This window comes from Actinoplanes sp. CA-252034 (genome assembly GCF_050956125.1).
Lineage (GTDB): Bacteria > Actinomycetota > Actinomycetes > Mycobacteriales > Micromonosporaceae > Actinoplanes.
This window is the reverse complement of record NZ_CP191846.1, coordinates 5,322,307-5,345,627: the sequence shown is the minus strand read 5'-3', so window position 1 is coordinate 5,345,627 and position 23,321 is coordinate 5,322,307. Positions and strand designations below refer to the sequence as shown.

At 70.9% G+C, this 23,321-nt stretch carries 22 protein-coding genes and 1 pseudogene; 18 read left to right on the top strand and 5 right to left on the bottom strand.

Annotated elements, in window-relative coordinates; translation table 11 throughout:
- Positions 1 to 6: 6 nt before the first annotated feature.
- Positions 7 to 537, bottom strand: a complete 531-nt coding sequence (locus ACQPZW_RS24505; RefSeq protein WP_433797286.1) for a DUF305 domain-containing protein — start codon at positions 535 to 537, stop codon at positions 7 to 9.
- A gap of 124 nt (positions 538 to 661) precedes the next feature.
- On the opposite strand from ACQPZW_RS24505, the gene ACQPZW_RS24500 reads away from it, so the two are divergent.
- The 9 genes from ACQPZW_RS24500 (at position 662) to infA (ending at position 10,404) form a co-directional block, all read left to right on the top strand.
- Positions 662 to 3,619 (top strand): discoidin domain-containing protein, encoded by a 2,958-nt coding sequence (locus ACQPZW_RS24500; protein ID WP_433797285.1) that lies wholly within the window; start codon positions 662 to 664, stop codon positions 3,617 to 3,619.
- A 187-nt stretch (positions 3,620 to 3,806) separates the two neighbouring features.
- Positions 3,807 to 5,072: a DUF1996 domain-containing protein gene (locus ACQPZW_RS24495; RefSeq protein ID WP_433797283.1), complete on the top strand. Its 1,266-nt coding sequence runs from the start codon at positions 3,807 to 3,809 to the stop codon at positions 5,070 to 5,072.
- A gap of 14 nt (positions 5,073 to 5,086) precedes the next feature.
- On the top strand, positions 5,087 to 6,121 hold the full coding sequence (locus ACQPZW_RS24490) for a LacI family DNA-binding transcriptional regulator (protein ID WP_433797282.1): 1,035 nt from the start codon (positions 5,087 to 5,089) through the stop codon (positions 6,119 to 6,121).
- Positions 6,122 to 6,260: 139 nt separating this feature from the next.
- Positions 6,261 to 7,034: a calcium-binding protein gene (locus tag ACQPZW_RS24485; protein WP_433797280.1), complete on the top strand. Its 774-nt coding sequence runs from the start codon at positions 6,261 to 6,263 to the stop codon at positions 7,032 to 7,034.
- A gap of 52 nt (positions 7,035 to 7,086) precedes the next feature.
- Complete coding sequence (locus ACQPZW_RS24480) at positions 7,087 to 8,055, top strand: SDR family NAD(P)-dependent oxidoreductase (RefSeq protein ID WP_433797279.1); 969 nt, start codon at positions 7,087 to 7,089, stop codon at positions 8,053 to 8,055.
- Between the two features lie 22 nt (positions 8,056 to 8,077).
- Complete coding sequence (locus ACQPZW_RS24475; RefSeq protein ID WP_433797278.1) at positions 8,078 to 8,407, top strand: hypothetical protein; 330 nt, start codon at positions 8,078 to 8,080, stop codon at positions 8,405 to 8,407.
- Complete coding sequence (locus tag ACQPZW_RS24470) at positions 8,404 to 9,291, top strand: aminotransferase class V-fold PLP-dependent enzyme (protein ID WP_433797276.1); 888 nt, start codon at positions 8,404 to 8,406, stop codon at positions 9,289 to 9,291. Before ACQPZW_RS24475 ends, ACQPZW_RS24470 begins: the two co-directional genes overlap by 4 nt.
- Positions 9,292 to 9,421: 130 nt before the next feature.
- The gene (locus tag ACQPZW_RS24465) at positions 9,422 to 10,189 is read left to right on the top strand and encodes an N-acetyltransferase family protein (protein WP_433797275.1); all 768 of its coding nucleotides are present in this window, start codon (positions 9,422 to 9,424) and stop codon (positions 10,187 to 10,189) included.
- On the top strand, positions 10,189 to 10,404 hold the full coding sequence (gene infA, locus ACQPZW_RS24460; RefSeq protein WP_433797274.1) for a translation initiation factor IF-1: 216 nt from the start codon (positions 10,189 to 10,191) through the stop codon (positions 10,402 to 10,404). The genes ACQPZW_RS24465 and infA overlap by 1 nt, the downstream gene beginning before the upstream one ends.
- Before the next feature lie 38 nt (positions 10,405 to 10,442).
- Here infA and ACQPZW_RS24455 read toward each other — a convergent pair whose 3' ends face one another.
- From ACQPZW_RS24455 to ACQPZW_RS24445, 3 genes are all read right to left on the bottom strand, one after another.
- On the bottom strand, positions 10,443 to 10,571 hold the full coding sequence (locus ACQPZW_RS24455; RefSeq protein WP_433797272.1) for a hypothetical protein: 129 nt from the start codon (positions 10,569 to 10,571) through the stop codon (positions 10,443 to 10,445).
- Between the two features lie 165 nt (positions 10,572 to 10,736).
- Positions 10,737 to 11,393, bottom strand: a complete 657-nt coding sequence (locus tag ACQPZW_RS24450) for a Tat pathway signal sequence domain protein (RefSeq protein ID WP_433797271.1) — start codon at positions 11,391 to 11,393, stop codon at positions 10,737 to 10,739.
- 17 nt (positions 11,394 to 11,410) lie between these two features.
- On the bottom strand, positions 11,411 to 12,304 hold the full coding sequence (locus ACQPZW_RS24445) for a hypothetical protein (RefSeq protein WP_433797270.1): 894 nt from the start codon (positions 12,302 to 12,304) through the stop codon (positions 11,411 to 11,413).
- A gap of 160 nt (positions 12,305 to 12,464) precedes the next feature.
- On the opposite strand from ACQPZW_RS24445, the gene ACQPZW_RS24440 reads away from it, so the two are divergent.
- The 4 genes from ACQPZW_RS24440 (at position 12,465) to ACQPZW_RS24425 (ending at position 16,281) form a co-directional block, all read left to right on the top strand.
- Positions 12,465 to 13,196, top strand: a complete 732-nt coding sequence (locus tag ACQPZW_RS24440) for a TetR/AcrR family transcriptional regulator (RefSeq protein ID WP_433797269.1) — start codon at positions 12,465 to 12,467, stop codon at positions 13,194 to 13,196.
- 150 nt (positions 13,197 to 13,346) lie between these two features.
- Positions 13,347 to 13,952: a DUF6230 family protein gene (locus ACQPZW_RS24435; RefSeq protein WP_433797268.1), complete on the top strand. Its 606-nt coding sequence runs from the start codon at positions 13,347 to 13,349 to the stop codon at positions 13,950 to 13,952.
- A gap of 17 nt (positions 13,953 to 13,969) precedes the next feature.
- Positions 13,970 to 14,494: a DUF6114 domain-containing protein gene (locus ACQPZW_RS24430; protein ID WP_433797267.1), complete on the top strand. Its 525-nt coding sequence runs from the start codon at positions 13,970 to 13,972 to the stop codon at positions 14,492 to 14,494.
- Between the two features lie 92 nt (positions 14,495 to 14,586).
- Positions 14,587 to 16,281, top strand: coding sequence for an FAD-binding dehydrogenase (locus ACQPZW_RS24425; protein ID WP_433797615.1), 1,695 nt, complete (start codon positions 14,587 to 14,589; stop codon positions 16,279 to 16,281).
- A 4-nt stretch (positions 16,282 to 16,285) separates the two neighbouring features.
- Here ACQPZW_RS24425 and ACQPZW_RS24420 read toward each other — a convergent pair whose 3' ends face one another.
- The gene (locus ACQPZW_RS24420; protein WP_433797266.1) at positions 16,286 to 17,293 is read right to left on the bottom strand and encodes a LacI family DNA-binding transcriptional regulator; all 1,008 of its coding nucleotides are present in this window, start codon (positions 17,291 to 17,293) and stop codon (positions 16,286 to 16,288) included.
- A 139-nt stretch (positions 17,294 to 17,432) separates the two neighbouring features.
- On the opposite strand from ACQPZW_RS24420, the gene ACQPZW_RS24415 reads away from it, so the two are divergent.
- The 5 genes and pseudogenes from ACQPZW_RS24415 to ACQPZW_RS24395 all read left to right on the top strand — a co-directional run bounded on the left by ACQPZW_RS24415 (position 17,433) and on the right by ACQPZW_RS24395 (position 23,292).
- Positions 17,433 to 18,737 carry an extracellular solute-binding protein gene (locus tag ACQPZW_RS24415; protein WP_433797264.1) on the top strand — a complete coding sequence of 435 codons (1,305 nt, stop codon included), beginning with the start codon at positions 17,433 to 17,435 and terminating at the stop codon, positions 18,735 to 18,737.
- 8 nt (positions 18,738 to 18,745) lie between these two features.
- On the top strand, positions 18,746 to 19,693 hold the full coding sequence (locus ACQPZW_RS24410) for a carbohydrate ABC transporter permease (protein ID WP_433797263.1): 948 nt from the start codon (positions 18,746 to 18,748) through the stop codon (positions 19,691 to 19,693).
- The gene (locus tag ACQPZW_RS24405) at positions 19,690 to 20,520 is read left to right on the top strand and encodes a carbohydrate ABC transporter permease (RefSeq protein ID WP_433797262.1); all 831 of its coding nucleotides are present in this window, start codon (positions 19,690 to 19,692) and stop codon (positions 20,518 to 20,520) included. The genes ACQPZW_RS24410 and ACQPZW_RS24405 overlap by 4 nt, the downstream gene beginning before the upstream one ends.
- Positions 20,521 to 20,531: 11 nt before the next feature.
- Positions 20,532 to 21,755 carry an ABC transporter ATP-binding protein gene (locus ACQPZW_RS24400; protein WP_433797261.1) on the top strand — a complete coding sequence of 408 codons (1,224 nt, stop codon included), beginning with the start codon at positions 20,532 to 20,534 and terminating at the stop codon, positions 21,753 to 21,755.
- Positions 21,752 to 23,292 (top strand): annotated as a pseudogene (locus ACQPZW_RS24395) (glycoside hydrolase family 13 protein). Before ACQPZW_RS24400 ends, ACQPZW_RS24395 begins: the two are co-directional and overlap by 4 nt.
- The last annotated feature ends 29 nt before the right edge of the window (positions 23,293 to 23,321 follow it).

The following is a 23,321-nucleotide window of genomic DNA, read 5'->3' as shown; positions in this document are numbered from 1 at the left end:
TTTTCTCTAGAGCAGATTGAGAGCGGACTGCCGGGTCTCGGAAATGCGTGCGGCGAGTGCGATCGTGCGCGGTTCCGACCCGGCGGACCGTTCGCTCGCGGCCAATTTCTGGCTCTGTTCGAGATGGGCCCGCAGATGCCCGCGCAGCGCCGAGTCGAACTCCTTGCCACGGAGCGCGGCGGCCGCGGCGACCTGCGACGGCATCACCATGCCGGGCATCGGCATGCCCTTGTGCGGGTTCTCCGAGGGCAGCCCCGCCTCGCCGTGCAGGCGCCGCAGCTCGGTCAGCTCGGCCTCGGTGAACTCTCTGACCTGCGCCACCACATCGGTCAGGTCGGAGTCGTCACCGACCAGGTCGAGCAGGGGCAGCAACTCCTCGTCCATCGCGATGGTGATCTCGATCCACGATCGGTCGGTGCCGCCGAAGCCGGGTGCAGAGGTGGTGGCGACGGGGGTGGGGGAGACCGGTGCGGGGCCGGCACATCCGGCCCCGCTGAGCAGGGCGCATGCGAGAAGGATACGGGGAATCGCATTCACGTGGCGCAGTCTCCAGTTCCGGAACTGATTCTGTCAACGCTTTCGTATTGACCCTCGGCAACAGGGACGAAACAATCGCCTCGCTTGGAGAGCGCTTTCCGTCCCCCGACGCATTGGTGTGATCATGTATAGACGGCTGCTCCTTCTCATCGCGCTCGTCGCCGCGACCCTGGGCGTCCCCTCCGCTGCCGGAGCGGCCGAGACGCTGCTGTCGCAAGGCAGGCCGGCCACCGCGTCCTCACAGGAGGCCGCCGGACCCGGCTACAGCCCGGCGCTCGCCGTCGACGGCAACCTCGGCACCCGCTGGTCCAGCGCGTTCGCCGACCCGCAGTGGATCCAGGTCGACCTCGGCTCGTCCGTGGCGATCAGCCGGGTCGTGCTCCAGTGGGAGGGCGCGTTCGGTAGGGCGTACGACATCCAGACCTCGACCGACGGCAACACCTGGACCACCATCAAGAGCGTGAGCAATGGTGCCGGAGGCACCGAGACGCACGCGGTCAGCGGCACCGGCCGGTATGTCCGGATGAACGGCACCCAGCGCGGCACCGGCTACGGCTACTCGCTGTGGGAGCTCCAGGTCTACGGCGGCGACAGCGGCCCGGTGAACGACGAGTTCGCCACGATCTGGACCGACACCTTCGACGGTGCGGCCAACACCGGCCCGAGCGCGGCGAACTGGCTGCTGCGCACCGGCACGCAGTACCCGGGCGGGGCCGCCAACTGGGGCACCGGCTCGGTGGAGACGGCCAGCAACTCGACCGCCAACGTCTCCCTCGACGGCGCGGGCAAGCTCAACATCCGGGCGATCCGCGACGGCGCCGGCAACTGGACTTCGGGCCGGATCGAGACGCAGCGCACCGACTTCACCCCGCAGCCCGGTGAGCTGCTCAAGTTCACCGCCGTGCTGAAGCAGCCGGACGTGGCGAACGCCGCCGGGTACTGGCCGGGCTTCCGGGCCACCGGTGCCGCCTACCGCGGCAACTTCACCAACTGGCCGAGTGTCGGCGAGACCGACATCATGACCGGCGTCAACGGTCGTGACCAGCTGTCGCAGACGCTGCACTGCGGCACCGCGCCCGGTGGGGCCTGCAACGAGTACGACGGTCGGTCCTCCGGGTTCGCGTCGTGCGTCGCCTGCCAGTCCGGCTTCCACGAGTACACGCAGGTCATCGACCGGACGAAGACCGACGAGGAGATCCGGTTCTACCTCGACGGCCGGCAGACCTGGGTGGTCCGCGAGTCGCAGGTCGGCGTCGCAGCCTGGCAGGCGGCCGTGCACCACGGTTTCTACCTGCGCTTCGACCTGGCCATCGGCGGCTCGCTGCCGAACGCGATCGCCGGCACGACCACGCCGACCGCCGCGACCACCTCGGGCGGCACGCTCAGCATCGACTCGGTGACCGTGGCCCGTTCCGTCAAGACCACGGCGCCCGCGATGACCGACCCGCCGGTGCCGGCCGGGCCTAGCGTCGTGCGGGTCACCGGCTCGCAGGGCAACTGGCAGCTCACCGTCAACGGCACGCCGTGGGAGATCAAGGGCATGACCTACGGCCCGCCGCAGGGCGCCGCCGACGGCTACATGCGCGACCTGAAGAACATGGGCGTCAACACGATCCGCATCTGGGGACCGGACGCGAACACGCCGTTACTGCTGGACACCGCGGCCCGGCACGGCATCAAGGTCATAGTCGGGCTGTGGCTCAACCACGGCACCGACTACGTCAACGACACCGCGTACAAGACCGCCGTCAAGGCCGAGATCGTCGCCAAGGTCAACGAGCTCAAGGGCCGGTCCGGGGTGCTGCTCTGGGACGTCGGCAACGAGGTCATCCTGGAGATGCAGAACTACGGGCTGGCCGCCGACGTGGTCGAGGCCCGGCGGGTGGCGTACGCGCGGTTCGTCAACGAGGTCACCGAGGCCATCCACGCCGCCGACCCGAACCACCCGGTCACCTCGACCGACGCGTACACCCACGCCTGGACGTACTACAAGCCGTACTCGCCGGCGCTGGACCTGCTGGCGGTCAACTCGTACGGGGCGATCGACACGGTCAAGCGGGACTGGCTCGCGGGCGGTCACACCAAGCCGTACATCCTCACCGAGGGCGGGCCGGCGGGGGAGTGGGAGGTGCCCAACGACGTCAACGGGGTGCCCAACGAGCCCACTGACCTTCAGAAGAAGGCCGGGTACACGTACAGCTGGAACGCCATCAAGGGGCACCCGGGCGTGGCGCTGGGCGCGACCGAGTTCCACTACGGCATCGAGAACGACTTCGGCGGCGTGTGGCTCAACACCACCACCGGCTTCTGGCGGCGCCTCGGCTATCACGCGATGCGCCAGGCGTACACCGGTCAGCCCGCCCCGAACACCCCGCCGGAGATCACCGCGATGACGGTCGGCTCGCAGACCGCCGTCCCGGCCGGTGGCACGTTCACCGTGTCGGCCACCGCGACCGACCCGCAGGGCGACCTGATCCGCTACAACCTGATGGCCGGTGACAAGCACATCAACGGCAACCGCGGCCTGCGGCACCTGGCTTTCAGTCAGACGGGCAACGGCACCTTCACGGTACGGGCGCCCGAGACCCTGGGCGTCTGGAAGGTCTACGTGTACGCCTACGACGGCCACGGCAACGTGGGCATCGAGCAGCGGTCGTTCAAGGTCGTGCCGCCGCCCGCCCCCGGGACCGAGCTGTCGCGCGGCAAGCCGGTGACCGCGTCCAGCTACCAGCCGACCGGCACGAACGGACCGCAGCTGCCGTCCTACGCGGTCGACGGCGACTACGGCACCCGCTGGGCCAGCGAATGGGTGGACACGGCGTGGATCCAGGTCGACCTCGGCTCGGTCCAGTCGTTCAACCGGGTGCGGCTGGCGTGGGAGGCGGCGTACGCGAAGGCGTACACGGTGCAGACCTCCGACGACGGCAGCAACTGGCGGACCGTCAACACCACCACCGCGGGTGACGGCGGCTTCGACGAGCTGACGGTCGCCGGCTCCGGACGCTACGTCCGGGTCAACGGCACGAGCAGGGCGACGGCGTACGGCTACTCGCTCTACGAGCTCGGCGTCTACCGGGCCTGAGGTTCCGGAACTTCCCCGGCCGTGTCCGCGGGTGCAGCCCACTGACCTGGGTCGATGCCCCAGAGCACGGCCGGGGAAGCGCTTCACCGATGTTTCCGGTGCATTGACAGCTTCTTACGGCCCGTTCACAGTGACGGTCAATAGAGCGCTTTCACAGCGTCGTTCCCCCCTCTAGGAGCCCCCGCCCATGAGACGCCGTCTGTTGTCCCTCGCCGGAATCGGCGCCCTGCTCGCCACCTCCGTCATCGCTCTGGGTGGCCAGGCGAGCGCCGCCGACACCCTGCTGTCCCAGGGGAAGACCGCCACCGCCTCCTCCAGCGAGTCGGCCGCGTTCCCCGCCTCCAACGCCGTCGACGGCAACCTCGGCACGCGCTGGTCCAGCGCGTTCAGCGACCCGCAATGGCTGCAGGTCGACCTCGGTGCCAGCGCGACCGTCACCTCCGTGGTCCTCGACTGGGAGGCCGCGTACGCCCGCAGCTTCAGCCTGAAGACCTCGGCCAACGGGTCCAGCTGGACCACCGTCCACAGCACCACCACCGGTGCCGGCGGCCGGCAGACGATCACCGTCACCGGCACCGGCCGGTACGTGCGCCTGGAGACCACCGCGCGCGCCACCCAGTGGGGTGTCTCGCTCACCGAGTTCCAGGTCTACGGCAGCGGCGGCGGCGGGACCACGCCGACCATCCCGCCGGGCGCGGTGCGGGTCGCCGAGTTCCTCGCCGACTGCCCGTTCAGCCACCGGCTGCCCGACGATCCGATCATCTTCCCGGGCCTGCCCGGCGCCTCGCACATGCACAGCTTCTTCGGCGCCACCAACACCAACGCCTTCAGCACCGTCGACACGCTGCTCAACGCGAACAGCAACTGCAACCCGTCGATCGACAAGTCGTCCTACTGGATCCCCACCCTCTACCAGGACAACGTGCCGGTCGAACCGGTCACCGGGATCTTCTACTACCTCGGTGAGGGCGTTCGCGACGACCTGATCGCCCAGACCCAGCCGCTGCCGCTGGGCCTGCGCATCGTCGCCGGCAACGCCAAGGCCACCGGCCCGGCCGACAACACCATCTCCCGCTGGTCGTGCCTGCACGCCGGGCACGTCGGCTCGTCACCCGACTTCGTGAACTGCCCGTCCGGGACCATGCTGGAGTCGTACCTGGACTTCCCGCACTGCTGGAACGGCCGTGACCTGGACTCCACCGATCACAAGAGCCACATGGCGTACCCGGTGGGCAACGCCTGCCCGGCCAGCCACCCGGTCGTGGTGCCCAAGCTGCGGCAGGTCATGCGCTACCCGGTCTCCGGTGACCCGGCCCGGCTGCGGCTCGCCTCCGGCGGCGGATACACGATGCACGGTGACTTCTTCAACGCCTGGCCGGTCGAGGAGATGGCCCGCCGGGTGAACGACTGCATCCGCCCGATCATCAAGTGCGGGACCAACGGACGGCCCTGATACAACATGGGGTCATGACCACGAGATCCGGGCGCGGCGGCCACCATCCGACGATGGACCAGGTGGCGGCCGCGGCCGGCGTCTCCCGGGCGACCGTGTCGCGGGTGATCAACAACGCGGCGTCGGTCGCGCCGGGCATCCGCGACGCGGTCCAGAAGGCGATCACGCAGACGGGGTACGTGCCGAACGTCGCCGCCCGCAGCCTGGTGACCCGCCGATCGGACTCGGTGGCGCTGGTGATCAGTGAACCGGACCGCCCCGACGACCACTCGTTCCTCAACCGGATCTTCACCGACCCGTACTTCGGCCGCGTCACCGCCGGGGCGACCGGGGCGCTGCGCCCGCACGACGTGCACCTGGTCGTCGTCCCCACCGACGCCGACGATCATCACCAGGTCGTCCGCTACCTGCGGCAGGGCCACGTCGACGGAGTCCTGCTGATCAGCAGCAGCGAGCACGACCCGCTGCCCGCCCAGGTGCACGCCCTCGGCATCCCGGCGGTCCTGGCGTCCCGCCCGGCCGGGCCACTGCCGGTCAGCTACGTCGACGTCGACCAGCGACTCGGCGCCCGGCTCGCGGCCGCACACCTGCTCGCCCGCGGCTGCCGCACCCTCGCGACGATCAGCGGACCGCTCGACATCCCGGCCGGAGCGGACCGGCTCGACGGCTTCCGGACCGCCGCGGATCTGCCCGTGGCGGTCGAGATCGGCGACTTCACCCGGGTCGGCGGGGAGACGGCCGCCCACCGCCTGCTCGACGAGCACCCCGGCCTGGACGGGATCTTCGTCGCCAGCGACCTGATGGCCGAGGGGGCGTTGCGCGCGCTGCAGGACCGCGGCCGCCGGGTGCCCGACGACGTGGCGGTCATCGGGTTCGACGACAGCAGCGCCGCCCTGGAGTGCCGTCCGCTGCTGACCACCGTCCGCCAGCCGGTCGAGGAGATGGCCGCCGAGATGGCCCAGCTCCTGATCGCGCACATCGACACACCGGGCCGCTCACCCCGCTCGGTGATCTTCCAGCCCACCCTGGTCCTCCGCGAGTCCGCCTGACCGTCGGTTACCGGCCGGTGGCGAACGGCTGAACTCGGCGCGTGACACGAATCGGGGAGAAAGGGCCCCACCGATGTCCTCATAGGATCCTCGGCAGTGGTTACCGAAGCCGCTTCCCGAGAACCGATCATGGGGATTCATGTTCTCACATCGCAGAAGAACACTGGCCGCGGCTGCTCTGGCCGCGTTCGCGTCGGCGCCTTTCCTCGCCTCGCCCGCACAGGCCGCCCCGGTCTGGACCACCGTCCGCGTGGAGGGGAACGTCGTCCACATCACCGCCTCACCCGGCAATGAGAACAGGGTGCTGGTGGCGGTCTCCGGCGGGACGGTCACCATCCTCGACCGGCGGGTGATCCATCCCGGCAAGGGCTGCGGGATCGTCTCGGGCACCACCACCCGGGCGAAGTGCTTCGTCAAGGGCAGGCCGACCGGGCTCGTCGTCTCGCTCGGTGACTACAACGACCAGTTCACCAACCGGTCCGCGGTCCCGGCGGTGATCTACGGCGGCGCCGGTAACGACACACTGTCCGGCGGCTCCGGCCGGGACCGCATCCACGGCGGCACCGGCAACGACACCATCCGCGCCTACGGCTCCGCCGACACCGTCGACGGCGGCCCGGGCGACGACTGGATCCTCGGTGGCGCCGGCGACGACTGGATCCAGGCCGGTCCGGGCCACGACGGGGTGTTCGCCGGGGCGGGCGATGACACCGTCTACGGCGGCGACGGCGTCGACTCCCTGAACGGCGAGGGCGGCCGCGACACGATCCGCGGTGGCGGCGGGCCGGACTTCATCGAGGGCGGCTCCGGCGGTGACCGGCTCTACGGCGACGCCGGCAACGACGACATCGCCGGCGGGCCCGGCACGGACCGGATCTACGGCGGTTCCGGCAAGAATCGCATCACGCAGTGACAACGGGACCGGACGGCGAATGAGTGGCTGGTCGGTGGGTACACCGGTTGCCGTGCCCACCGACCAGGTCGTCGTCATCACCGGAGCCTCCAGCGGCGTGGGGCGCGCCACCGCGCTCGCGTTCGCCCGCACCGGCGCCCGTCTCGTTCTCGCCTCCCGCTCCCGGCCCGCGCTCGACGACGTCGCCGCGTCGTGCCGGGCAGCCGGCGCAGACGTACGCGTCACGGTCGCCGACGTCCTGCGGCCGGAGACGGTCGAGGAGGTGGCGGCCACGGCGGTGACCGCGTTCGGCGGCATCGACGTGTGGGTCAACACCGCGGCCGTCATGGCGTACGGGAAGTTCGAGGACGTGCCCGCCGGCGTCTTCGAGCGGGTCGTCGAGGTCGACCTGCTCGGCGGCGCGACGGTCGCCCGGGTCGCGCTGGCCCGGTTCCGGCGCCAGGGCCGGGGTGTGCTGATCTTCGGCGGGTCACTGCTGGGGACCGTGGTCACGCCGTTCACCAGCTCGTACGTCACCAGCAAGTGGGGGCTGCGGGCGCTGATCCGGGCGCTGCGCCTGGAGACCCGCGACGCGCCGGACATCCACGTGTGCCTGGTGTCGCCGGGCGCCGTGAACACGCCGATCTACCGCAACGCGGCGAACTACGCGGGAGTGATCGGAAAACCGCCGCCACCGGTCGACCAGCCGGAGACGGTGGCCGCCGCGATCGTGCGCTGCGCCCACAGACCGCGGGGTACGGTGAGCGTGGGGCTCGCCAACCGGATCATCGCCCTGGGATTCGCGGTGACACCACCCCTGTACGACGCGCTTGTCGTCCCACTCATGCGCGTCGGCGGACTGTCCCGCGAGCCGGTCGAGGCCCACCACGGCAACGTCTTCGAGCCGGCTCCACCGGCCGCCGAGGGGGTGCACGGTGAGTGGCGGCCGTCGTGGTGGCAGCCCCGCCGGGCGGCCGGAACCGCCGCGGTCCTCGCCGGGGCTCTGATGGCCGGGCGGTGGGCGGTCCGGCTGCGGCGCTGACGGCTGTGCGAGGGTGGACGGCGTGAGCCTCGACGTGACCGCGCTGCGCGCCCAGTTTCCCTCCCTCGACTCCGGTCTCGCCTTCTTCGACGGGCCCGGCGGCACCCAGACGCCACGGCCGGTCGCCGACGCGATCGTGGCCACGCTCACCGGGCCGCTCTCCAACCGCGGCACCGTGAGCCGGTCCGAGCACAACGCCGAGCGGGCCGTCGCCGAGTTCCGCAGCGCCTACGCCGACCTGCTCGGCGTGCCCGCGGGCGGGATCGTGCACGGGCGCAGCGCCACCCAGCTCACCTACGACTTCTCCCGGCACCTGGCCAAGACCTGGCAGCCGGGGACGAGATCGTGGTGAGCCGTCTGGACCACGACAGCAACGTCCGGCCGTGGATCCAGGCCGCCGAGCGCGCCGGCGTCACGGTTCGCTGGATCGACTTCGACACCACCACCGCGGAGCTCGACCTGGAGTCGTACGAGCGGGCGCTCTCCTCCCGGACCCGGCTGGTCGCGGTCACCGCCGCCTCCAACGTGCTGGGCACCGTGCCGCCGCTTCGCCGGATCGCCGACCTGGCGCACGCCGCCGGGGCGCTGCTCTACGTGGACGGTGTGCACTACGCCGCCCACCGGCTCGTCGACGTGGCGGCGCTCGGGGCCGACCTGTTCGTCTGCTCGCCCTACAAGTTCCTCGGGCCGCACTGCGGGGTGCTCGCCGCGGCTCCGGAGCTGCTGGAGACGATCCGGCCGGACAAGCTGACACCGTCGTCCGATGCGGTTCCGGAGCGGTTCGAGTTCGGCACGCTGCCCTACGAGATGCTGGCCGGGGCCACCGCGGCCGTCGACTTCCTCGCCGGGATCGTGCCGGGAACGGACGGCACCCGGCGCGAACGGCTGGCGCTCTCGCTGGCGGCGGTGCACGAGCACGAGACGGCCCTGCGGCGGCGCGCCGAAGCGGGCCTACGGGAACTGGGAGACGTTGTCACGCTGTATTCGGCGGCGGTCGACCGTACCCCCACGCTGTTGATGAGTTTCGCCGGCCGTGAGGCGAGGGCCGCGCAGGTGTTCCTCGCCGAGCGGGACGTCCTGGCGCCCGCCGGGTCCTTCTACGCGTATGAGCCGTTCGTGGCGCTGAAGTTGGACGCGGCGTTGCGGGTGGGCCTGGCGCCCTACAACACGGCCGACGAGATCGACCGGCTGCTCGACGGATTAAACCGTTGGACAGCGCAGACGCGGCGCGGATAGCCTGCGGGCGGCCGTGGCACTGCATGAGGAGGTGAGCATCGTGATCGTTGTAACGATGGGTGCTCCCCATGCCGTCACGGTCGGCGATTGACACAGGTGTCGCCGGGAGCACGTCGGCGAAAGGCACACTATGCAATCTGCTGAAATCACACGGGTCTCGGAGCGGCACTGGCACGCCCTCGACGACGATCAGGTCGTCGGGCGCGGCGAGGTGTGGCGGCGGCCCGACGGCCGCAGCTTCCTCAGCATCGACGCGTGGCACGGCACGGTCTTCGACCGGCTGGCCGGTGCGATGCTGCCCACGCTGCCGAAACCCCTCTACACGGTCGTCGACGAGGACGATCTCGACCTGCTGTCGCAATGGGAGCGACTCGGGTTCGGGCCGCGCCGCCGGGAGTGGGAGCTCGTCGTGCCCACCGGTGTCGTCCCGGCGTCGTCACCGGGTGTCACCGTGCTGTCGGCCGGGGCGGCCGAGGAATCGGGTGTCACCGTGCTGTCGGCCGGGGCGGCCGAGGAGGAGCCGTTGCGCGAACTCGACCGGGCGATCCGCGCCGAGGTCGACGCGACCGTCGGTTGGCACAACATGCCGGCCGAGATCTTCCACCTGCAGGACGCGTCACGCTACGCCGTGGCCGTCGACGACGGACGCTACGTGGGCCTGGCCCGGGTGGCGCCGATCCCGCGCCGGCCCCGCATCGGGCTGATCGCGGTCCGGGCCGGGCACCGGCGCCGTGGGATCGGCCGGGCGCTGCTGGCCGAGGTGCTCACGGCCGCCCACCGGGCCGGAGCGGCCACCGTCGCGGCGGAGGTCCACCAGTCGAACACCGCGGCGCTCGCGCTGTTCGAGGGGTTCGGCGCCCGGCGCGAGAGCAGCAACCTCGAGCTGGTGTTGCGCTGATGTCGTCGGAGATCGCCCTCGAGGGCACCGTCCTGGAGTGCCTGCGCAACGCCACCTTCCGGGTGGAGCTGACCAACGGTCACCAGGTGCTGGCACACATCAGCGGGAAGATGCGCAAGAACCGGATCCGGGTCCTGCCGTACGACCGGGTGCTCGTCGAGTTGAGCCCGTACGACCTGACCCGCGGCCGGATCTCGTTCCGCTACCGCAACTGATCCCGCACTGCCGAGTCGTCCGGTGGGCCGTCCGTGGCCTACCGGGCGGCGGTGACGCGCCTCCCGGCCGCCGGGTAGGCGTCGTTGCGCCGTGCCGCGCGCATCTGCTCCTCGGTCGGCTGCCAATCCCTCGGCTGGGTGGTGTTGACCCGTGCCACGTCATTCATGCGCCGGGTGTACCCGTATCGAGGGCGATCCACACGGGCCGGCCGTCGGAATGATCGGCGACGGGTGCGCGGATGGTCCTGTCGAGGCGCGCCGGCGTAGCCGTTACCTGCCACCGGGTGGGGCCCGCGGACGGGGGATGCCGCGGGCCCCACCCGGTGCGGGGGTCAGTTCACGAAGACCGGCGAGCCCGCCGACGTCACCACCGGGGTGTACTTGGCGGTGAAGTAGGCGTTCGCGATGCACGCGGCCGGGCCGGTGCTCTTGACGAACTGCTGGTCGGTGAACGTGATCGAGTTGTCGGTGTTGTCGGCGACACCGGTGATCGCGTTGCCGCTGGCGACGAAGACGCAGGTCACCGATCCGAGCAGGGTCCTCAGGTTGAGGGTCGCGGAGATCGGCGCGGTGGCGGTGCCGGCGACCGAGACGGTGCCGTCGCTGGCGGTCGTCGTGGCGTACGGCTGGTTGTTGATCGTCACGCTGTTGACGCCGGTCACCCCGACGATGCCGGACACCGTGCAGCTGGACAGGCCCAGGTTGGCGCCGAGCGTGGCCGCCCCGGGTGCCGCCGGGTTGTCGTTGACCACGGCGCTGAGGCTGGAGCCGGCGCACTTCATGCCGTTGCTGCCGGCGGGGGCGGTCGCGAAGACGGCCTGCGTGCCGGTGGCCAGACCGGACGAGATGGTGTCACCGACGGCGACGGCCGGGCCGGCCGGGCTGTCGGCGGTCAGGACGGTGCCGTCGTCGGCCAGCGCCGGGGCGCCGAACATCATGGCGGCGGTGACGCCGGCGATCGCGGCGGCGGTGATACGGGACTTGTGCATGGGGGTGTGCACCTTTCCTAGGAGGCGGCGAGCGCCTGGTTGAGGTCTTCGAGACTGGGGGAGACGGCGAACGCGGTGTCGTTGTCGCTGAACTTCACGGCGTTGCGGCCGGCCGCGGAGGGCAGCCCGAACGCCAGGTTGATCAGCGGGTCGAGGCTGCCGGGGATGAGCCCGCAGCCGGTCGCCTTCGGTACGGCGTACGCGTTGTCGAGCAGCGTGGCCCCGGTGATGCCGACGCCGAGGGTCTGGTAGCCGTTCGGATCGGCGACGATGTCCAGTGTTCCGGGGTCGCCGGTGACCGGCCCGTTCGGCGCGGGCGGGCTGGTGGTGCCACTGGTCGGCTGGAACCGGATCGGGCTGGCGTCCGAGCCGATGTAGCAGCGGTTGCCGAACAGGGCGTTCTTGAGCTTGAGCTTGATCGGCAGCACGAAGACGGGGGTGTCCACGCCGGTGGCGAGCGGGATGAAGTCGGTGATCGGCCCGGCCAGCTCGACCTGCGCGAAGACGCTCGTCACCCCGGGCAGGAAGTTGATGATGCCGGGCACGGTGACCTCGAGCGGCCGGGCCACCAGGGTCTTGCCGCCGGGAGCCAGGACGGTCGAGTAGACGTTGGCGACGCTGCCGTCCGGGAACTCCCGGACCGGACCGCCGGCCGGCCAGTAGACGCCGAACTGCACGGTGATCGGGTTGGCGAACTCGACGGTGGTGGAGCCGATGGTGATGCTGCCGCCGTTGGTGACCGAGCGGACGCACCCGACCTGCAGGTTCGTCGGGTCCATCATGACGGCCGAGGTGAGTGGGCATTCGTCGAGGCCGGCGTAGGCGCCACCCGGGGCGGCCGCCCGCGCCGGGGTCGCGGCGCCGATCAACAGGAGTGAAGCGAGGACGGATGTGAGCCGTGACGCGCGCATATGGCGCCACCCTCCCTTTGCGAGGACGAGGTGGCCCGGCCGTTTCCGCAGCGTTCCGGGGATTGAAGAAGAGGCGATACTGGTGTGACCATCGAGGTCCGTGTCTCCCCGGTATGAGAAACCTCAGCGGTATGTCATGTCAAGACATTGAGGGATGGCGATGACTAATCCGGTAATCAGCCCGCTGCCGGGCGCACGGGCGGGCCGCGACCCGTCGCGGGCGATCAAACGCGGCCCACGCTCGATGACGCCCGAGGCGGTGGCCGCCACCCAGCGGGAGCGCCTCCACGACGCGCTGGTGCACACGGTCGCCGAGAGGGGCTACGCCAACGCCCGGGTCAGCGACATCTGCACGGCCGCCGGCGTGACGCGGCCGGCGTTCTACGCGCTGTTCGCCGGCAAGGAGGACGCGTTCCTGGACACCTACCGGCACGGCACCGGCGTGGTGCTGCGGCTCATGGACGAGGCGTACGCGGCGGCCGGCGACTGGCGTACCGGGGTGCGGGCCGCGCTCAAGGTGCTGCTCGACGTGCTTGCCAGCGTCCCGGCGTTCGCGGCGATGGCGATCGTGGAGATCGACGCGGCCGGGACCCTGGCCAGGGAGAAGCGCACCGAGCTGCTCAGCCGGTTCTCCCGGTTCTTCGCCGATGCCCCGCCGGTCCCCGACGGCCTGGTCGACACCGTGGTCGGCGGCGTCTACGCCACGATCTACGGCTACGTCTCGACCGGCCGGGTCGCGCAGCTTCCGGACCTGCTGCCGATGCTCAGCTACTTCATGACGTCCCCGTTCGTGGGCCGCGACGCCGCCTCGGCCGAGCTGCTGCTGCCGGCGGTGGGGGAGCGGGTGGTGGCCCCCTGTGCCACGTCAGATACCGACGAGGTTTTTCACTGACGGGAAAGCGGCTTCCCAGGCTTGACGGGCCGTGTTACCGGGGCGTAACTTCCCCGCAATCCATCGAGGTTTCCCAATAGGGTCCCGCCGGAGGGCATCCGCAGTGCCCGCACCGGTGGCGATCGTCTGTGCCCGGCAGAAGGAGCGTTCATGTCCTCCACCCCGTTCGGCCGCACCCGCTGGCGCCGCTTCTCCGCGGTCATGCTCGGCGGCCTGGCCGCCACCATCGGCCTCGTCGTGCTCACCGGCCAGGGCGTCCTGGCGGCGTCCTTCTCGATCTCCGGCATGCCGTTCGTCGTCACCTCGCCCCGGCTCCACGGGTACGGCTTCGCGCAGTACGCCGAGCTCGACCAGATGGAGCCCGGCAGCCCGAACGAGGGCGACACCGGCGGTCAGGTCGTGGTGATCGTCTCCGCCATCCGCGACGCCACCCTGGACGGCCTGTGCCAGAGCATCGAGCTCGGCGGCATCAACCTCAAGATCACCGCGGGCAGCCCGGCCGACCCGGTCAAGGCCGACACCCTGGTCGTCGACTCCGACGTGATCACCGCCAACGCCGACTTCAAGACCATCGACATCGGCCAGGACGCCAGCACGCTGGACCGGGTGCCCGGCAAGAAGGGCGCGATCGGCGTGTTCGGCCAGCAGGCCGAGGAGGTCACCCTGACCAACCTGCGGCAGAACAACTACGCCACCACGGCCGCCCGGTTCTACCTGCCCAACCTGCGGATGGCCTTCACCTCGGGCGGCTGCTGACCATGGCGGAAGCCGGCGTGACGGTCGAGAAGCGGTCGTGGCGGCGCACCCGGCCCTTCTGGGGCGGCCTGTTCGTGCTGCTCGGCGGCCTGGAGATCATGTTCACCGTGTGGGCGCCGCTGGGTGTGGTGCTGCACGTCGGCATGCAGAACTTCATCGGCTACCTCATCCCGATCGTGATCATCCTGTGTGGCCTGCTGCTGTGGTTCACCCCGGCCCAGCGGGTGTTCTACTCGCTGGTCGCGATCGTGTGCGGCCTCGCCTCCTGGCTCACCTCCAACATGGGCGGGTTCATCATCGGCCTGCTCCTGACCCTGACCGGCGGCGCCCTGGCCTTCGCCTGGACCGACGAGGCGCGGACCGACGAGGCGCGGACCGACGAGGCGCGGACCGACGAAGCGCGAGCCGACCAGGCGCGGACCGACGACGACCGGGCCGCCGGGAGGCGGCCCGTCGAGGACCGGCGTGCCGAAGACCCGACCATCGGTGACCTGAGCATCGTCACCGGACCCCCGAGCACCAGAGAACCGACGGAGGAATAGTGGCGCCGAGAACTCCCAGGGTCAGTCGCCGCCAGGCGATCGGTGCGGCCGGCGGGGTGGTGGCCGGCGCGGCCATCGCCCAGGCGAGTGGGCTGCCCGCGTTCGGCGCGGCCGCCGCGGCTGACGCCGACGCCATCGTGGTCGGTCACGGCCTGGCCGGCCTGGTCGCCACCGCCGAGCTCGCCGTCGCCGGCCGCAAGGTCCTGCTCCTCGACCAGGAGAACGAGGCCAACCTCGGGGGCCAGGCGTACTGGTCGTTCGGCGGGCTGTTCTTCGTCAACTCCGACGAGCAGCGGCTGATGGGCGTCAAGGACACCTACGACCTGGCGTGGCAGGACTGGCTGGGCACGGCCGGCTTCGACCGCGGCGTCGACGACCCGGCCGGGCAGGATCACTGGGCGTACAAGTGGGCGCAGGCCTACGTGCAGTTCGCCGCCGGGGAGAAGCGGTCCTGGCTGGCCGGGCTCGGCATGCAGTGGTTCCCGATGGTCGGCTGGGCCGAACGCGGCGGCGGCCTGGCCGACGGGCACGGCAACTCGGTCCCGCGCTTCCACGTCACGTGGGGCACCGGGCCGGCGATCGTCGAGCCGTTCGAGAAGAAGGTGCGCGCCGGGGTCGCCGCCGGGAAGGTGGTGTTCAAGTTCCGGCACCGGGTCGACGAGCTCGTCGTCACCAACGGGGCGGTCACCGGCGTACGGGGCAAGGTCCTCGAGGCCAGCGCCGCTGCGCGTGGGAAGCCGTCGTCGCGTACCACCATCGGCGATTTTGAACTGAAAGCGCCCGTGGTGATCGTCGCGTCCGGTGGGATCGGCGCCAACCACGACCTGATCCGGCAGAACTGGCCGGCCCGGCTCGGCAAGGCGCCCACCAGCATGATCACCGGCGTGCCGGCGCACGTCGACGGCCGGATGCTGGCGATCACCGCGAGCGCCGGCGGCCGGATCGTCAACCCGGACCGGATGTGGCACTACACCGAGGGCCTGCGCAACTGGGACCCGATCTGGCCCAACCACGGCATCCGCATCCTGCCCGGTCCGTCGTCGATGTGGTTCGACGCCACCGGCAAGCGCTTCCGCGCGCCGGACTGGCCCGGCTACGACACCCTGCACACGCTCGGCTCGATCACCGCGAGCGGCCACGACTACTCCTGGTTCGTCACCACGCAGAAGATCGTCGACAAGGAGTTCGCGCTCTCCGGCTCCGAGCAGAACCCCGACCTGACCGGCAAGAACCTGTGGCTGCTGTTGAGCCGTGTCTGGCAGACCCCGGAGCCGATCCAGAGGTTCCAGCAGTACGGCGCCGACTTCGTCAAGGCGGCCACGCTCCCCGAGCTGGTCACCGGCATGAACCGGATCGCCGGCGGCAGCCTGATCAACCTGGAGAGCCTCAAGCGGCAGATCGAGGCGCGGGACCGCGAGATCGACAACTCCTACAGCAAGGACGCCCAGGTCCAGGGCATCCGCAACGCCCTGTCCTACCCCGGTGACGTGCTCGGACGGACCGCGTCCGCGCACAAGATCCTCGGCTCGGACTCCGGCGGGCTGGTCGCGGTCAAGCTCAACATCCTCACCCGCAAGACCCTCGGCGGTCTGCAGACCAACCTGCAGGGCCAGGTCCTGGGCGCCTCCGGCAACCCCGTCCCCGGGCTCTACGCGGCGGGCGAGGCGGCGGGCTTCGGCGGAGGCGGTGTGCACGGTTACCGGTCTCTGGAGGGTACGTTCCTCGGCGGCTGCCTCTTCTCGGGGCGTGCCGCCGGTCGCGCCGCCGCGGCGGCCACCGGCGGATAGCCCGTCAGCGGCGTGGCGGGGCGGTCGAGCCCCGCACGACCAGGCGGGTGGGCACGGTGACACCGTCCGTCCCCGGCTCACCCGCCAGCAGCGTCAGCAGCATCCGCCCGGCCAGCACGCCCTGCTCGTGGACCGGCTGCGCGACCGTGGTGAGGTCGGCGAGGTCGGCCATCGGGTGATCGTCGATGCCGACGACCGCCATGTCCTCGGGGATCCGCAGCCCGGCCCGCCGCAGGGTGCGCATCGCCCCGAGCGCCACCTCGTCGGAGTGCGCGTAGACGGCCGTGGGCGGCTCGCGCAGGCTCAGCAGCCGCTCCATGGCCTCGGCCCCGTTGCGCCCGCCCCAGTCGATGGTGACCGTCAGCTCCGGGTCGGCGAGCAGGCCGGCGTCGGCGAGCGCGGTCTGGTAGGCCAGGGTGCGGCCGGGAGTCGCCGGCCAGCCGGGCTCGGCCGGGTCGACGGCGGCGATCATCCCGATCCGGCGGTGGCCCAGGAAGATCAGATGGTCGACGGCCTGCCGCCCGGCGGCCAGATCGTCGATGGAGACGTACGGGTAGTTCTCCACCTGGCCGCCGGCCGCCACGATGTGCACGCCCATCAGCTCGAGGCGGGCCCGCTCGTCGTCGCGGACCGGCATGCCGAGCACCACGACGGCGTCCACCTTGCGCCGTGCCGGCAGCCGCTGGAAGAAGTCGCGCCGGTCGGCGGCGTCGCCGACGTGGTAGAGCAGCACGTCGAGGTCGGCGTCGCGCAGCACCGACTCCAGGCCGTCGAGCAGGGCCGCGAAGAACCAGCGGGAGATGTGCGGCACCACCACCGCGACCCGCCCGGTGGTGCCCCCGGCCAGGCGGGACGCCTCCGGCGAGATCACGTAGGACAGCTGCTCGGCGGCGGCCAGCACCCGGGCGCGGGTCTGCGCCGCGACGTGCGGATGGTTGCTCAGCGCCCGGGAGGCGGTCGCCATCGACACGCCGGCGCGGCGCGCGACATCGGCCATGTTCGCGGGTGGCACGGCGACAGCGTAGCAACCGCTGGAAGCGTTTCCGATCACGCAGCGTGTGCGCATAGCGACTATTGACATGAGATGTACGTCACATGAACGCTGAAGTCTGCAAGCGTTTCCAGGCGCCTTTCATCGTCGAAGGGACAGCATGGTGCTCGACAAGAAACCACGCCGGTGGGTCTGCGGCTCCGCTCTCGTCCTGGTCGCCTCGGTCCTGTCCGGATGCGGTGGCGACGACGGCGGATCGACCACGCTGACCTACTACATCGCCGACGCCGCCCAGGAGGACGTGGCCACCCGCTGCGCCGCCGAGTCCGGCGGGGCCTACGCCTTCAACATCCAGCGACTGCCGAACACCGCCGCCGGTGGACGGGAACAGCTGCTGCGCCGGCTCGCCGCCCAGGACCGGTCGATGGACATCGTCAGCGTCGACCCGCCGTTCATGGCCGAGTTCGCCAACGCCGGGTTCCTGCGCCCGTTCACCGACCAGGAGCGGCAGGAGCTCTCCACCGGTGTCCTGGACGGCCCGCTGCTGCAGTCGACGTTCCGCGACGTCCTGTGGTCGGCACCGCTCTACGGCAACACGCAACTGCTCTGGTATCGCAAGTCGGTCCTGCAGAAGGCCGGTCTCGATCCGTCGGCCGGCCCGGTCACCTGGGACCAGCTGATCCAGGGCGCCACCACGGCCGGTGTCACGGTCGCCGCGCAGGGCCGCCGCAACGAGAGCCTGATGGTGTGGGTCAACGCGCTGGTCTCCTCGGCCGGCGGCTCGATCCTGCAGCCGGGATCGGAGAACCAGCCGGCCGCCCAGGTCAAGGGCGGCCTGAACACCGAGGCCGGCGCGGCCGCCGCCCGGATCATGCACGACCTCGCCGTGTCACCGGCGGCCCCGGCCGGATTCAGCACCGCCGGCGAGGAGGACTCCCGGGCCGCGTTCCAGGCCGGCGACGGCGGCTTCATGGTCAACTGGCCGTACGTGTGGGCCGCCTTCGACTCCGCCATCGCGGAGGGGTCGCTGCCGGCGGACTTCAAGGACGACGTCGGCTGGGCCGCCTACCCACGCGTCGACGCGGGCACCGAGAGCGCCGCCCCGTCCGGCGGGCTCGGCCTGTCGATCAGCGCGTTCAGCGACAGACAGCAGCTCGCCGTCGAGGCGATCCGCTGCCTGGCCGACGCGCAGAGCCAGAAGGACTTCATGAAGACCGCCGGCAACCCGGCCGCGCTCGCCTCGGTCTTCGACGACCCGGAGATCCGCGAGATGTTCCCGATGGCCGACGAGATCCGCACCGGCCTCGACGCCGCCACCCCACGACCGGTCAGCCCCTACTACGGCGACGTCACCGGCGCCGTGCAGACCGCCTTCCACCCGCCGGACTCCCTGTCGCCGCAGACCACCCCGCAGGAGGCCAACGATCTCCTCGAGGACGTCCTGTCCAACTCCCGACTGATCTAGGAGCGGCCGTGAGCACTGTCGAAGCGCCGCCGCGCGAGCCCGTGACCACCGGCCGCCCGCGACGGATCCGGCTGACCGACCGCGCCCGCCACGAACGCAACCTCGGCTGGCTGCTGGCCGGGCCCGCCTTCATCGCGATGGTCGGCGTCACCGGCTACCCCATCCTCAACGCGGTCTGGCTGTCGATGTTCGACTACCGCCTGACCGACCCCGGCGACCGGGACTTCGTCGGCCTCGGCAACTACGCCATGATCCTCACCGACGGCCTGTTCTGGCAGCAGTTCGGCATCACCGCCCTGATCACCGTGGTCACCGTCTCGGCCGAGCTGGTGCTCGGCTTCGCACTGGCCATGGTCATGCACCGGGCGCTCTACCTGCGGACCGCGCTGCGCACCGCGATCCTGGTGCCGTACGGGATCATCACGGTCGTCTCCGCCTACGCCTGGGCGTACGCGTTCAGCAACACCTACGGCTTCGTCAACGACCTGTTCGGGCTCGGCGACTTCGACTGGTTCGGCGGCACCTGGTCCGCCCTGGCCACCGTCTGCGTCGCCGAGATCTGGAAGACCACCCCGTTCATGTCGCTGCTGCTGCTCGCCGGGCTTGCCCAGATCCCCGACGACTACCTGGAGGCGGCGAAGGTCGACGGCGCCACCGCCTGGCAGCGCGTCAAACGGGTCATCCTGCCCAACATGAAGGCCGCCATCATGGTGGCGCTGCTCTTCCGTACCCTCGACGCCTTCCGGATCTTCGACAGCGTCTTCATCATGACCGCCGGCGCACAGGGCACCGAGACCCTGTCGTTCCTGGCCTACCGGCAGACCATCAGCCGCGTGATGATCGGGCTCGGCTCGGCGGTCAGCGTCATCCTGGCGGTCCTCGTCGTACTCATCGCGGTGATGTTCGTGAAGGTCTTCAAGACCGACCTGTCGCAGCAGAGAGGGGACCGCCGGTGAAGACCAGCCGGATGACGCGCGGCCTGTGGATCGGCGGCGCGATCCTGATCATCGCCTACGCGATCGTCCCGGTGCTGTGGATCGTGTCGCTGTCCTTCAAGGAGGGCGACGACATCACCAACAACGACTTCCTGCCGACCGTCTGGAGCTGGGAGAACTACCGGACCGTCTTCGCCTCCGACCTGTTCACCACGGCGCTGCGCAACTCGATCGGCATGTCCCTGATCGCCACCACCATCTCGGTGATCCTGGCGACGCTCGCCGCGTACGCGATCTCCCGCCTCGACTTCCCCGGTAAACGGCTGGTCCTCGGGGTGGCCCTGGCGATCACCGTCTTCCCGGTCATCGCGATCGCCACCCCGCTGTTCAACCTGTGGCGCACGCTCGGCCTCTACGACACCTGGCTCGGCCTGATCATCCCCTACCTGTCGTACTCGCTGCCGCTGTCGGTCTACGTGCTCGCCGCCTTCTTCCGGGAGATCCCGTGGGAGATGGAACAGGCCGCCCAGGTCGACGGGGCCACCTCCTGGCAGGCGTTCCGCCGGGTGATCGTCCCGCTGGCCACCCCCGGCGTCTTCACCGCGGCGATCCTGACCTTCTTCGCCGTCTGGAACGACTTCGTCTTCGGCATCACGCTCACCTCCAGCGAGTCGGCCCGTCCGGTGCCCGCCGCGCTCGCGTTCTTCCAGGGCGCCTCGCAGTTCTCGCAGCCGACCGCGCCGATCGCGGCCGCCGCCGTGGTCGTCACCATTCCGGTGGTCGTCCTGGTGCTGCTCTTCCAACGCAAGATCGTGGCCGGTCTCACCAACGGCGCCGTCAAGGGCTGAAAGGACTTCCCGTGGCAGCCATCGAGATGCGCAACATCGTCAAGGAGTACGGCGACGGCTTCAAGGCCGTCAACGACGTCAGCCTCGACATCGCCGACGGCGAGTTCATGATCCTGGTCGGGCCGTCCGGATGCGGCAAGTCCACCCTGCTGCGCATGATCGTCGGACTGGAGGACATCACCTCCGGCGACATGGTGATCGGCGGGAACCGGGTCAACGAGAAAGCGCCCCGCGACCGCAACCTGTCCATGGTGTTCCAGAACTACGCCCTCTACCCGCACCTGACCGTCTTCGAGAACATCGCCTTCCCGCTGCGGCTGAAGAAGAGCATCACCGAGGACGAGGTACGCCGCCGCGTGAAGGCCGCCGCCGGGATGCTCGAGCTCGACGAGCACCTGGAACGCAAACCGGCCAACCTCTCCGGCGGGCAGCGGCAGCGGGTCGCGATGGGCCGGGCCATCGTCCGCGAGGTCGACGCGTTCCTCTTCGACGAGCCGCTGTCGAACCTCGACGCCAAACTGCGCGGCCAGATGCGCACCGAGATCTCCCGCATGCAGCGCCGGCTCGGCACCACCACCGTCTACGTCACCCACGACCAGACCGAGGCGATGACCCTCGGCGACCGGGTGGCGGTGCTGCGCCGCGGCTACCTGCAGCAGGTCGCCTCCCCGCGCGAGCTGTACGAGCAGCCGGTCAACATGTTCGTCGCCGGGTTCATCGGGTCGCCGCCGATGAACTTCCTGCCCGCGGTCGTCGCCGGTGGGCGGCTCAAGCTGCCTTTCCTGGAGATCGACGTCCCCGAGCGGGTGGCCGCGAAGGTCACCGACGGGCAGCTGCTGATCGCCGGGATGCGGCCGGACCACTTCGACGACGCCCGCCTGCTCGACCCGGCGAAACGCGAGCGCGGCGCGGTGTTCCGGGCCCGCGTCGACGTCACCGAGTGGCTCGGCGACGCGCAGTACGCGTACCTGCCGTTCGAGGCCGGCGACGAGGTCACCCGGCAGCTCGCCGAACTGGCCGCCGAACTCGACAGCGAGGCCCTGCGCACCCAGCTCGTCGTCAAGATCGACGCGATGAGCCGGATGCGCGAGGACCACGAGGGCGAGTTCTGGGCCGACACCCGTCGCATGCACCTGTTCGACCCGCGCACCGGCGAGAACCTCACCCGGGACGAGGCCGCCGCGTCCGAGCTAGCCCGGCTGGAACGGGAGCGGCTCCAGGAGCGGACCGGATGAGCTGGTGGCACCACGCGGTCATCTACCAGGTGTACGTGTGGAGCTTCGCCGACTCCGACGGTGACGGCATCGGTGACCTGCGTGGCGTCCGGTCACGCCTGCCGTACCTGCGGGAGATCGGCGTCGACGCGATCTGGCTGAACCCGTTCTACCCCTCACCGCAGGCCGACAACGGCTACGACGTCGCCGACCACCGCGACGTCGACCCCCGGTTCGGGACGCTGGCCGACGCCGACGAGCTGATCCGCGACGCCCACGCCCTGGACCTGAAGGTCATCATCGACCTGGTGCCCAACCACACGTCCTCGGAGCATCCGTGGTTCCGGGCGGCGCTCGCGTCCCCGCCGGGTTCCGCCGCCCGCGGCCGCTACCTGTTCCGCGACGGCCGCGGACCCGGTGGCGACCGGCCACCCAACAACTGGACCAGCCGGTTCGGCGGCGGCGCGTGGACACGCGTGCCGGACGGCCAGTGGTATCTGCACCTGTTCGACCCGCGGCAACCGGACCTCGACTGGACCGCCGCCGAGGTCCGCGAGGAGTTCCACGACATCCTGCGCTGGTGGCTCGACCGCGGGGTGGACGGGTTCCGCATCGACGTCGCGCACGGCCTGGCCAAGGACCCGCGGATGCCCGACGTCACCGAACCGGCCCCACCGGGCGGCGCCCACCCGCACTGGGACGTCGACGAGGTCCACGACGTCTACCGCGAGTGGCGCCGGATCCTCGACGGCTACCCCGGTGACCGGGTCTTCGTCGGCGAGATCTGGGTGCAGACCGCCGACCGGCTCGCCCTCTACCTGCGGCCCGACGAGTTGCACACCGCGTTCAACTTCGCCTTCCTGACCGCCCCGTGGGAGGCTGCCGCGCTCCGGAAGGCCGTCGACGACAGCCTGCTGGCCCTGGAACGGGTCGGCGCGCCGGCGACCTGGGTGCTGTCCAACCACGATGTCGTCCGGCACGTCACCCGCTACGGCGGCGGCCCGGCCGGCCTGCGGCGGGCCCGGGCGGCGGCGCTGCTCATGCTGGCCCTGCCCGGCAGCGCCTACCTCTACCAGGGCGAGGAGCTCGGCCTGCCCGAGGTCGAGGACCTTCCCGACGCGGCACGCCGGGACCCCGTCTTCCGGCGCACCGGCGGCGCCGACCCCGGACGCGACGGATGCCGGGTGCCGCTGCCGTGGTCGGGGCCGCGCCGTCGCTGGGGTTCGGGCCCGGCCCCGAGTCCTGGCTGCCCCAGCCGCCGGCCTGGGCCGCGCTGACCGTGGAACGCCAGGCCACCGACCCGGCGTCGACCCTCAACCTCTACTGTGCCGCCCTGACCCGGCGCCGTCACGCCGCCGGGGACCTGACCTGGCTGTCCACCCCCGACGGGATGCTCGCCTTCCGCCGCGGCGCCGGATTCCTCTGCGTGGTCAACGTCGGCGACGAACCGGCCCCGCTGCCGGCCGAAGCCCGCGCCGCCACGCCACTGCTGGTCAGCGATCCACAGGCGGCCGGGGACGCTCTGCCCGGCGCCACCGCCGCCTGGTACCGCTGCTGACCGGGGCCCCACCTCCCAGCCGGGCCGGC